Annotated in this window: 6 protein-coding genes; all 6 read left to right on the top strand. The window is 44.7% G+C overall.

Annotation, left to right across the window (positions count from 1 at the left end; genetic code table 11):
- Positions 1 to 21 precede the first annotated feature (21 nt).
- The 6 genes from AC3WVG_RS00590 (at position 22) to AC3WVG_RS00565 (ending at position 11,917) form a co-directional block, all read left to right on the top strand.
- Positions 22 to 654, top strand: coding sequence for a TetR/AcrR family transcriptional regulator (locus AC3WVG_RS00590; RefSeq protein WP_488796239.1), 633 nt, complete (start codon positions 22 to 24; stop codon positions 652 to 654).
- Between the two features lie 13 nt (positions 655 to 667).
- Positions 668 to 1,990 carry a TolC family protein gene (locus AC3WVG_RS00585; RefSeq protein WP_488796238.1) on the top strand — a complete coding sequence of 441 codons (1,323 nt, stop codon included), beginning with the start codon at positions 668 to 670 and terminating at the stop codon, positions 1,988 to 1,990.
- Positions 1,991 to 2,005: 15 nt separating this feature from the next.
- A complete protein-coding gene (locus tag AC3WVG_RS00580; RefSeq protein WP_488796237.1) occupies positions 2,006 to 3,142 on the top strand; it encodes an efflux RND transporter periplasmic adaptor subunit in 1,137 nt (378 codons plus the stop codon).
- The gene (locus tag AC3WVG_RS00575) at positions 3,129 to 6,239 is read left to right on the top strand and encodes an efflux RND transporter permease subunit (protein WP_488796236.1); all 3,111 of its coding nucleotides are present in this window, start codon (positions 3,129 to 3,131) and stop codon (positions 6,237 to 6,239) included. The genes AC3WVG_RS00580 and AC3WVG_RS00575 overlap by 14 nt, the downstream gene beginning before the upstream one ends.
- Positions 6,240 to 6,444: 205 nt before the next feature.
- On the top strand, positions 6,445 to 7,476 hold the full coding sequence (locus AC3WVG_RS00570; RefSeq protein ID WP_488796235.1) for a putative ABC transporter permease: 1,032 nt from the start codon (positions 6,445 to 6,447) through the stop codon (positions 7,474 to 7,476).
- Positions 7,460 to 11,917 (top strand): acyl-CoA dehydratase activase, encoded by a 4,458-nt coding sequence (locus tag AC3WVG_RS00565; protein WP_488796234.1) that lies wholly within the window; start codon positions 7,460 to 7,462, stop codon positions 11,915 to 11,917. The genes AC3WVG_RS00570 and AC3WVG_RS00565 overlap by 17 nt, the downstream gene beginning before the upstream one ends.
- Positions 11,918 to 11,946: the final 29 nt, after the last annotated feature.

Genomic DNA, 11,946 nt, shown 5'->3' with positions numbered 1-11,946 from the left:
TGATACGGGAGTTCATAAGGAGTGGAAGAAAAAAAACTTACCAGGCGGGAAAGGGAAAAGATGCGGCATCGCAGCGAAATACTGGAAGTGGCTCTCGATCTCTTTTCCAGCAAAGGCTACCATAATGTCTCTATGCATGAGATCGCCAAAACTGCTGAATTCGCTGTGGGCACTTTGTATAAATTCTTTAAAAACAAAGAAGATGTCTACAAAGCCCTTATTTTTGAGATTGCCGATCAATTTCATTCGGCTATTGATGAAGTGTTTCAGGGAACAAAAGACGAATATACCAAGATCATGGACTATATCCGGGTCAAAGGAAAGGTATTCATGTCCAATGCAAAAGCGATTCGACTTTATTTCGCTGAAACCAGTGGAGTTAAATTTAATCTTAAAGCTACGCTAAGTACGGAACTCCAAGAACGCTACGAAAGTTTTCTGAACCAGTTAAGTAAAGTTTTTGCCAACGGGATTGACAAAGGAATTTTCCGTGCTGCAAATCCTTATTATCTTGCCCTCTCTCTGGAAGGAATTGTAAACAATTTTCTATTTTGCTGGCTTGAAGACCCCAAAAAACATCCCTTCGAGAAGAACATAGCTGAAATTGAAAAAATCTTCTTTCAATCCGTATTGACAGAAAAACATGAAGGGTGAGGAGATACGCGCAATGTTCACTTGTTTACAGAAAACTTTGCTGACCATGCTGCTTATTTTTGCAGCAGTGTTCTGTCCCTATACAGGAAAGGCCGAGCAAGGAGAAGATATTCTTACGCTGGAAAAGGCCATCCAGGAAGCGCTCTCCAACAACACACTCATCCGGGAAGCCATAGAAAATCAACGCGCAAGCTTAGAAGCACAAAAAAGCGCCAGGGCTGATCTCTTTCCGAAATTATCCGTTTCCTATGCTTACACCCATCTAAACGATGCTCCTTATTCCAGAACAGGTCCGACAAAGGTGTATGTCGGAAAAAATGACAATTTTTCCTGGGATCTGACTCTTACCCAACCTGTTTTCACCGGGTTTGCACTAGTTACCAAACAAAAAATTGCTGCCCTTGGGATTAACTTACGCAAAATCGAAAAAGAGCAAGCCATACTGGATATCGCCAAACAAGTTAAGGTGACCTATTTTCAAATCTTACTGGCTCGCAAGTATTTAGAAGTGGCCCGGGAAGAAGTTTACCAGTTGAAGGCCCATGTACGCGATGCAAAACACTTCTACGACCAAGGTATAATCTCCTATAACGACCTCTTAAAATCCCAGGTAGCCCTGGCAAATGCCCGACAAAAACAAGTCAGGGCAGCGAGCAACCTGGAAATGGCCATTGCCACCTTAAATACCTTGCTCAGGCGAAATATTAACCAAAAAACACGCATTGAAGACCCACCGGTCTTGCCTCATGAAATTAACGGACTTCCGGAACTCTTTAAACAGGCCCTTCGCAACCGACCCGAACTCAGGCAACTGGAGATAGCATTAAGAGAGGCTGATTTGAGGATACAGATGGCCAAAAGCGGTGATTATCCACAAGTTGCCCTTGTCGGACAGTATGAGCAAGCAGGTGATGACCCCCTGGCAACGAATAATGATTTTAGCAACAACCACAACTTAAGTGTTGGTGTCCAACTCTCCTGGACTTTTTTTGAATGGGGCAAAACCCGCTCAGAGGTCCAAAAGACCATTTACCAGAAAAAGGCCCTGCAGGAAAAAGTTGAAGGTATCAAGGAGAGTATCCTTTTAGAAGTGAAAAACGCCTATCAAAAGGTAAAAGTAGCTAAAGAAAATATCTTTACTGCGAAAGAGGCCCTTTCCCAGGCCAAAGAAAATTTACGCATCACCAACCTGCAATATCAGCAGCAGATTACCACATCCACTGAAGTACTTGATGCGCGGACTTACCTTACCCAGGCCGAGGTAAACTACTACTCAGCTCTCTATGGTTATAGAGTGGCTAGGGCTGAACTTAAACGGGCAGTTGGAGAAAAATAAAAAGGAGAAAGGCAGATGGGAGAGCAAAGAAAGGCCGGCAACAAAGTCTCATGGATTATAAGTTGTTTAGTCCTGATATTTTTAGCAATAGCAGTGTATAATTTTCTGGGACTCAGAAAAAAGGATGATTTTTTAGCGCCAAAGGAAGAAAAAGTACCGGTTCAAGTTGATACGGTCAAAAAAGGAGAATTGGATTGGTTTTTGGATGTCACAGGCGACCTAAAACCCCTTCAGGTTGTAGATGTCCATCCCAAGGTCGCAGGCAGGATCATTGAAAAGATACTAGTAGAAAAGGGAGACTGGGTCGAGAAAGGACAACTTGTGGCAGTTCTGGAAAAAGATACGATCAAAGCCCGGGTAAACCGGGCCCGGGCAGAGGTGGAGGTAGCGCAAACAAACCTGGAAGTACTGCAAAAAGATTACCGCCGCATAAAAAATCTCTTCCGGGAACATGCCGTGCCAAAACAAAGACTGGATCATATCCAGGCCGAGCTTAAAGCAGCTAAAGCCAGATTAAAGCAAGCCAGGGCAGTTTTGAAAGAACTTCAAATCCTTTATCGCAACCATAGTATTTATGCCCCGTGTAAAGGAGTAGTGGCTGCCCGTTATGTCGATCCTGGAAATCTTTCAGATACAGAAATACCTATTTTGCGTATCTCCGACGAAAAAATCCTCAAAGTGGAGACTTCCATACCCGAAAGAGATTTCCCCTTTGTGCGCAAAGGCATGGAGGTAACCTTTCATACTGATGCCTATCCGGAAAAAGCCTTTTCCGGGCAGGTAGCCATTGTTTATCCCACGCTAAACCCAAAGAGCCGCACCGCAAACATTGAAATACATATCCCTAACAATGATCTTACCTTACGCTCAGGCATGTTTGCCCATGTAAGGTTATATTTTGGCAAAAAAAAGGCCCTCGTTATAAGTCGGGATGCCTTAAACAAGGTGCCTGGCACAGGGAATTATTATGTTTATGTGATCAAGGGAGAAAAGGCTTACTTACGAAATATTCAAACAGGGCTCAAGCAGGGCAACCGCGTCCAGGTCATTTCAGGACTGCATGAGGGCGAGCAAATAGTGGTCAAAGGCCAAAACAGGTTAAAAGACGGCATGCTTGTGGAGGTTAAGGAGAAAAGAGATGAAACTAACTGAGTTTTCCGTCAAACAGCCAATAGCTACTTTGATGCTTCTTCTGGCCTTTATCCTTATCGGTGCTGTTTCCCTATCCAAGCTCAGCATCGATATGTTCCCCGATATTGAACCTCCGGTTGTTTCCATTCTCACCACCTGGCCCGGGGCAAGCGCCTCTGACGTAGAGACAGAGGTGACCAAAAAAATTGAAGATCAGGTAAATGCCGTCAATAATCTGGACAGCCTGACATCCAAATCCCTGGATAACCTTTCCGTAATTTCCTGCAAATTTGAATGGGGAACAAACCTGGATACAGCTACCAATGACATACGAGACAAACTGGAACTGGCCAAAAGGGATCTGCCCGATGATGTTGAGCCGCCCATGCTCTTTAAATTCAGTAGCGCCACCGCCCCGATCCTTTTTATGACTGTCAGCGCAAATAAGACATGGCCCCGGTTGTATCATTTAGTGAACAAATATATCTCTGACGAACTAAAGCGCGTTCCCGGTGTTGGAGCTATTCAGCTCTATGGGGGCTTGCGCCGCAGGATAAATATCTATTTTGACCTCAACAAAATCGAAGGATACCGTCTATCCATACCCAGGATCAATCAGATACTGGCTGCTGAAAACCTGAACGTTCCTTCCGGGAATATCAAGTCCGGCTTCCGCGAATATTTCGTGCGCGTTCCAGCGCGATACAAGGATGTGGAAGAAATTAAGGATACGATTATTGCTTTTTACGATGGAAAACCTGTTTATCTGCGCGATGTGGCCAAAGTTGAAGATGCTTATAAACCGCAGGAGTTAAACGGTTGGGGTGACGGTAAAAACGCCATTGTCCTTCTCCTACAAAAACAGAGTGGGAAAAATACAGTAGAAGTTATTCAAAGGGTTAAGGACAAACTTAAACAACTCCGCAAAAACTTGCCTTCCGATGTAAAAATCAACATTGTCCTGGACAATTCAGAAAACATACTACTTAGCGTCAAAAACCTGCGTAGCACTCTTTTGTGGGGTGTTTTCTTTGTCATCATGGTCACCCTGCTTCTCTTACGTCAGGTAAGGCCAGCTTTCATTATTGCCCTGGCCATTCCTTTCTCACTGATCACCTCTTTTATATTTCTCTATCTCTTTGGCTACACCATAAACCTGATTTCTCTCATGTCCCTGGCCATTGCCTCGGGCATGGTCGTGGATAACGGCGTTGTGGTCCTGGAAAATATCATCCGTCATCTGGAACGTGGTTCATCTCCTGTACAGGCTGCCATTAGCGGAGCGTCAGAAATGGGCATGGCTATTACAGCTTCGAGCATGACCACTGTAGTAGTCTTTGTTCCGCTAATGTTCCTCACTGGACTGGCCGGCATCATTTTTAAACAGCTTGGCTTTGTCATCGTGATTACCATCTTGGCCTCGCTTTTTACTGCCCTGACCATGACACCCATGCTCTGTTCAAAATGGGTCAAAAAAGGCATCCCGGAGAAAAAAGGTCGAAAAAAAATCTTGGGGCGCCTTTACAATTTAAGTGAAAGTTGGTTCAATACCCTGGAAAAAGCATATGCGAGTCTTCTTGCCTGGGCATTAGAACACCGCAAAACTGTCTTTTTGCTAGCCGTATCTATTTTTATCAGTAGTCTTTCCCTGGTCCCCTACCTTTCTACTTCTTTTATGCCTGAAACAGATACAGGAGATATTAGTATTGATTTTCGCCTGGCCGAAGGAACGCGCATTGAAGAGACCAACCGGGTCGTGGAAGAAATTCTGCAAAACATTGATGAGGTGGTAAAACCAGAGGAATTTCGTCACTCCTATGCCTTTGATGGTCAATCTGAGCAGGGCAAGGGCGTGGCCTTAGGTATGGATGAAGGTCCAAATGTGGGCCAAATCGGGTTCAAGCTGGTAGATCGGGACCAAAGAACCAGGAGTGCCAAAGAAATTGCGGCCCTTCTCAGGGAGCGAGTCCAGAAAATACCAGGAATTACGCGGATCAAGGTGACGGCCCAAGACCCCATTACAGCCATTCTCATGGGCAGAGGCAAACCGGTTTCACTGGAACTTCAAGGGGCTGACTTAAACGAGCTCATTGCTTTTGCAGACAAGTTAAAGGCAACTCTGCAAAATATCCCGGGCCTGGTGGATGTATCCATAAGCCAAAAGGACCCGCGACCCGAACTATGGGTAATCATCGATCGGGCAAAAGCATCCTCGCTGGGGCTGAATGCGGCCTCTATTGCCACTGTCTTAAGGAACTATTTTTACGGAAAACAAGCAACCAGCTTTCGCGATAGCGGCGATAATTTTGATATTTTTACCCGGCTGGACAAAGAGAATAAAGACAACCTGGATCACTTGCTAAGAGCCCCCATTTTTACGCCTGATGGGCGCATGGTTCGCTTGCGCAATGTGGTCAGAATCAAAGAAGGAAGTGGTCCAATTGAAATTGAGCGCAAAAACCGCCAAAAAATCGTAAAAGTTGAGGCAGACCTCTTCAAACGTTCCCTGGGCGAAGCAGTAACTGACATTAAAAAGGCCATAGACAAGATGGGAATTCCTTCTGGAATCTCCTTAAGTTTCGGGGGTGATATTGAGGAACAGGCCAAAGCCTTCCATGATTTGACTGCACTTCTGGTACTGGGAATCATATTAGTTTATATGGTCATGGCCTCTCTTTTTGGAAACCTGCGAGACCCCTTGATCATTATGTTTTCTGTCCCCTTTGCCTTTAGCGGAGTTTTTTATGCATTTTACTTATTTGACGTCACATTAGGAATTATCTCTTTTATGGGTATCATCATGCTTTTAGGGATCGTGGTCAATAATGCCATTGTACTTCTCGATTACACCCATCTTTTGCAAAAAAAGGGCAAAAATCTTTTTGAAGCCGTCACCCAGGCAGGCCAGAGCCGCTTAAGGCCTGTGCTTATGACCACGCTGACCACCTTTTTTGGCATGCTGCCCATGGCCATATCCAAAAGCGTGGGTGCAGAGGTCTGGAATCCGCTGGGAATAACCATGCTTGGAGGACTTTTACTTTCTACCCTGGTCACCCTGGTGCTGGTACCCACCGTTTATTATCAACTGGAACTCAGGAAAAAAAGTCTTGGTTTCTGAAATGCATTGCAAACGGCTTGGGTAACGCATCTTAGAGAAGCTTGATGGGTCCAAATCTTTGTACCAGCATGAAGGAAACCAAGACTGAAATAAACTATGGAAATTGAGTTGATATAAAGGTTCGGCCACAGGCTCCACAGACTCGATTGATAAAAAAAATTTACCACAAACTCTTACCTAACTTATACGATGTTTTTGCAATTTAATGAAAACTGATGTCTTAAACCTACTTTTCTCCTTTTCCTTCTTTGCCATCCTTGGATGGATATTGGAGGTCTCCTATCGATCTTTGCGGGACAGACGATTTGTCAACCCTGGTCTCTTAAAAGGACCTTACCTCCTTCTATACGGCATAAGCACATTGGCACTTATGGGTGCTGTTTACCTGTTACAGAACTCCAATTTAATACTTAAAGCTTTCGTTTATTTTACAATTACAACGGGACTTGAACTGGCCTCCGGATTCATTGCACAACACCTTTTTCAGACCCGTCTTTGGGACTATTCAGACCAACGTTTTAATTATAACGGCCATATCTGCCTTAAATTTTCAATTTACTGGATATTATTAGCCTTTGCCTTTGAATATCTCATCTTGCCCCCTTATCAAGGTTTTCTCGCCTATCTTTCACCAGGCGTCAAAGCCCTATTTTCCGGTGTGACGATTTCAATAATGTTTGTGGACTTCTTGATGGTTTTAAGTAAAAAGTTATTAGACTTGAGAGTAGATGAAGAAAGCTTAAAAACAGAATTTACAAACCTGGCCAGGCCCCTGCTTGAAGACCCCAGAGTAGTTAAACTTTCAAAATACACGCATCATAGGGGCAAGACACGGCTTACACATGTAAAAGAGGTGGCATATTTGAGCTTTCTCTGGGGCAAACGGCTTTCCCTCGACTGTAATTCAATTGTCCGCGGCGCCCTGCTCCACGATCTTTTCTACTACGATTGGCTGCGTGAAGGTCCAAGACTACACGGTTTCAGACACCATAATATTGCTCTCAAAAATGCGCGTAAAATAGCCAGCCTCTCCAAAAAAGAAGAGGATATCATCAAAAAACATATGTGGCCACTGACCATTGTGCCTCCGCGTTATATGGAATCGTTCATTGTTTCTTTGATAGATACATTTTGCTCTCTAAGAGATTATACAAGGATAAAAAATAACGAAAACGCTAAGCTGGCTTCTATTTGCGCTAGTTTGAAACCTGGAAACAAAAATGACAAAAACTCCTAATAAGATATATTTTGCCGGAATAGATATAGGCTCCACAACAGCCAAGGTGACCATCTTCGATAAAGAGGACGACCTGGTTTTTTGGCGTTACCGTCGCCATCAGGCCAAAGCCATAGAAACGGTTCGAGACATTCTCAATGAAGCCATCCGGGAGTTGGGCGACGTGGAACTCGACTTGGCAGTTACCGGCTCTGCCGGGATGGGAGTGGCCGAAATCTTTGGTCTGCCTTTTGTTCAAGAAGTTGTGGCCTCTGCATATTTTATAGAAAAGTTCTATCCTGAAGTCAGGACATTTATTGAAATCGGTGGGGAAGACTCCAAAATCATCTTCTTTGACGAGCATTTCCGTCCTGACATCCGAATGAATGGCAGTTGTGCCGGAGGAACTGGGGCCTTCATCGATCAAATGGCTGTGCTGTTGGATGTTGAAGGTAGAGAACTAAATGCCCTGGCTAAAAAGTCCTCCAATATTTATCCTATTGCCTCCCGATGCGGCGTCTTTGCCAAGACCGATATCCAGTCCATGTTAAGCCGTCACGTATCCAAGGAAGATATTGCTGCCTCCATATTTCATGCGGTTGCCCTGCAGGTACTCACTGCACTGTCCAGAGGACGGGAGATAAAAAAGAAGATACTTTTCGGAGGCGGCCCCCTTACTTTTTACTCAAAACTTCGCAATGCCTTTATCGACTTACTGGATGTCAAAAGTGACTCAGAGCTGATTATTTCTGACCATTGCGAACTCCTCCCCGCCATGGGGGCGGCCATGATCCGAAATGGCAAACGTTTCCTGGCTAAGATTAGTAATATTTTATCAATGCCTGAGAATGGAGTCGCCCGGCAAACAAACAACGACACCAAAAGGCTGCCTCCCCTGTTTGAAAGCAAGGCCGAATTTGAGACATGGCAAGAAAAACATGCACGGGCCATGATTCCCAGGGTTAATCCAGCAGTTCTAAAGGAAAAAAAACTTTTTTTGGGTGTTGATTCCGGCTCAACAACTACAAAAATTGTCCTTATTGATGAGGAAGGGAAACTGGCCCATGGTTATTACAACGCCAATAAAGGTGATCCCATCCAAGCGGTAAAAGATGGGTTGAGCAGGCTTAAGAAAAAATTCGCAGCGCTCGGCTTTTCTCCCCGTATCGTTCGAACAGCTGTCACCGGTTATGGCGAAGACCTTATAAAAGCTGCCTTTGGATTAGATGACGGCGTGATTGAGACCATGGCCCATTACCGTGCAGCGCGACAGTTTGAACCAAATGTCTCTTTTATTTTGGATATCGGCGGACAGGATATGAAAGCGATCTATATTCATAATCTCGCTGTGGCGGAAATCCAGGTAAATGAGGCCTGCTCCTCAGGGTGTGGCTCCTTTATTGAAACCTTTGCCCGCTCGCTGGGATACAATGTTCAGGAATTTGCCAAAATCGCATGTGAAAAGAATTCGCCCTTTGACCTGGGAACCCGCTGCACAGTCTTCATGAACTCCAAGGTCAAGCAAGCCCTTAGAGAGGGGGCAACTGTCTCTGATATTTCAACCGGGCTGGCTTACTCAGTCATCAAGAATGCACTGTACAAAGTACTCAAACTAAACAATATTGATGTACTGGGGAACAAAATAGTTGTCCAGGGAGGAACTTTCCGCAATCCGGCCGTATTACGCGCCCTGGAGCTGTCACTTAACAAAGACGTGATCAGACCTGACATTTCAGAATTAATGGGTGCCTACGGTGCAGCCCTGACAGCCATAGTAAATTATCACGGCAAGCAGAGTAAACCTGCTGCCTTAACCCCTATTTGGAGCCAGGAGTTGAAAACTGATTTTTCCAAAAAGGAGATCCACTGCAACGGTTGCGAGAACAAGTGCGCAGTTTTGAAGCTTACCTTTGCTAATAGAAACTGTTTTTATACTGGAAACCGGTGTGAGCGGTATTTTAACAACAATCCTGATGTCCAACAAAAGGGGAATAATCTTGTTGACGAGCAGACAATCCTCTTATTTGACAGAAAAAGAGAGCCAGAAAAGGAACCGAACCTCACCTATGGTCTTCCCCGCTGCTTAAACATGTATGAAAACTTTCCTTTCTGGTGTGCTTTTTTGACCACGTGTGGATTCAGGGTGGTTCTCTCCTCTCCCTCTAACTTCAACATCTATGAAAAGGGCGCCTGCACGGTCATGTCAGAAAACATCTGTTTCCCTGCCAAGCTCGCCCACGGCCACATTTTCGACCTTGTTGAAAAAAAAGTGGACAGGATTTTTTATCCCACGGTGGTCTGTGAACAAGAGGAATATGAGGATGTTTTGAACACTTATAACTGCCCGGTGGTTACAGGATATCCTGATCTCTTAAAAAGCGCTGTCAACCCTAAACAAAAATTTGGGATTCCACTGGATAGTCCAGCTATCAGCTTTAAGGACTCAAAGCTTTTAAGGGACCAGCTCTATCTCTTCTTTAAGCAGTTTGGAATAGATTACTGGACGATATCCAGGGCTGTGGAAAAAGGACATACAGCACAAAAGAATTACAAGGGGAGACTTAGAGCCCGGGCAAAAGCTTTGATAGCCAAGGCAGAGGATCAGGGAAAAACAATAGTGGTCCTTGCTGGTCGACCCTATCACCAAGACCCGCTTGTCAACCACGGCATCCCCCATCTGCTGGCAGAACAAGGAGTGGATGTTATCAGCGAGAATGCCCTTCCTTTAGCCCCAGAGCAGGTCTTCCTGGATGATATCAATGTCCTCACCCAGTGGAGTTATACAAACAGGCTGTATGCTGCAGCCAAGTGGGTAACTCAAACTCCCAATGCCCAATTGGTTCAGCTAACATCCTTTGGCTGCGGTCTGGATGCCATTGCTACTGATGAGGTCGGAGAAATCTTACGCGGCTGCGGAAAGATATATACCCTGCTCAAGATGGATGAAATCACCAACCTGGGTGCTGTCAAAATCAGGTTGCGCTCCATGCTAGAGACAGTAAAGGAGAATGCTGAGAGGGTCCAAAGAAAAGATAAAAAAAGAAAAATTGCTCGAACCTTAACACCCAAAGACAAAGAATGGACCCTGATTGCCCCTTTTTTTTCTCCCTTCTATTCACCTCTGATCCCGTTCGCTTTCAGACCACTCGGTTATCGGGTTGAAGTGCTCCCGTCCCAGGATAAAGCCTCGGTTGAATTAGGCCTTAAAACTATCAACAACGACATGTGCTATCCCTCTATCCTTGTTGCAGGCGACATTATAAAGGCTTTCCAATCAGGGTTATACGATCCTGAAAAGACCGCTGTTATTCTGACCCAGACCGGCGGTCAATGTCGTGCATCCTCTTATGTACCTCTTATCAAGAAAGGACTGAACACAGCCGGCCTGAATACGGTTCCGGTAATCAGCATATCTTATGGGGGTATCAATTCTCAGCCGGAATTTGAGATTGATGAAAAGGGGCTGGTCAAACGGTTGGCCCTGGGAGTTATCTTCGCTGATCCCCTGGCCCAAATGTATCTATCCACCGTGCCCAGAGAAAAGACTCCCGGGACATCTAAAGCCCTTCACAGCAAATATCTTTCAAAAATGGAAACAGGGATTGAGAATGCTGATTACTATTATCTTTTAAATCTTCTTAAAAAGGCCATTGCGGACTTTAACAGCGTTGAAATCAACAAGGAACCCGTTCCCAAAATCGGAGTCGTGGGCGAAATTTTCGTCAAATACAATTTTTTTTCCAATGGAAATATCATCGAGTGGCTTTCCAACCAAGGTCTGGAAGTAATTCTTCCCCCCTTGCAGAGCTTTTTTGCCCAAAAATTTATCAACGAAGCATATGCCCACAAGGCCCTGTTTAAACATTCTTTGATTGACTACATCAAAACCAGGATGCTTGAAATTTATACAAATTTCTACCTTGGTAAAATAAAGCGGGTCATGCAAGGTTTTCGTTTTTACCGGAAGTCTCATGATCTAAGAAAACTCTCTGAAATCACTAACGAAGTAGTCAGTCTAGCCAATCAGTTCGGCGAGGGCTGGCTTTTGGCAGCCGAAATGATCGCCATGCTTGGTGATGGAATCAGTAACATTGTCTGCTTGCAGCCATTCGGCTGTATTTCCAACCACATTACCGGGAGGGGAATGGAAAACAAACTCAGGGAGATGTATCCCCAGCTAAATCTGCTTTCTCTCGATATGGACGCAGGGGCAAGCGAAGTCAATATATTAAATCGGCTCCATTTTATGGTTATGAGAGCACGGGAACAGATAAATTGTGAGGCAAAAACAGTAGTCGGGCCAAAAGCTACTCGGCGCTTTAGCATTCCCAGGGCATGGCCGCGCGAACTAAATGTTTTTTACAATTATGTGTCACTGGATGTTGAAAAATGGAAGTCATGGGTGTCCGGCTTGGAACTGTGGGAAAAAACGCGTAACATTAAGTTCAGAATTGGCAGGTAACCATTAACATTAAGTTTAAAGAGGTGGAA

The sequence above is a fragment of the Desulfovulcanus sp. genome (genome assembly GCF_982781345.1).
This window is presented reverse-complemented; position numbering and strand designations above follow the sequence as displayed.

Coding starts and splice junctions, on each gene's coding strand:
- AC3WVG_RS00585 (WP_488796238.1), top strand. CDS start 668: ATGTTCACTTGTTTACAGAAAACTTTGCTGACCATGCTGCTTATTTTT.
- AC3WVG_RS00570 (WP_488796235.1), top strand. CDS start 6,445: ATGAAAACTGATGTCTTAAACCTACTTTTCTCCTTTTCCTTCTTTGCC.
- AC3WVG_RS00565 (WP_488796234.1), top strand. CDS start 7,460: ATGACAAAAACTCCTAATAAGATATATTTTGCCGGAATAGATATAGGC.
- AC3WVG_RS00580 (WP_488796237.1), top strand. CDS start 2,006: ATGGGAGAGCAAAGAAAGGCCGGCAACAAAGTCTCATGGATTATAAGT.
- AC3WVG_RS00575 (WP_488796236.1), top strand. CDS start 3,129: ATGAAACTAACTGAGTTTTCCGTCAAACAGCCAATAGCTACTTTGATG.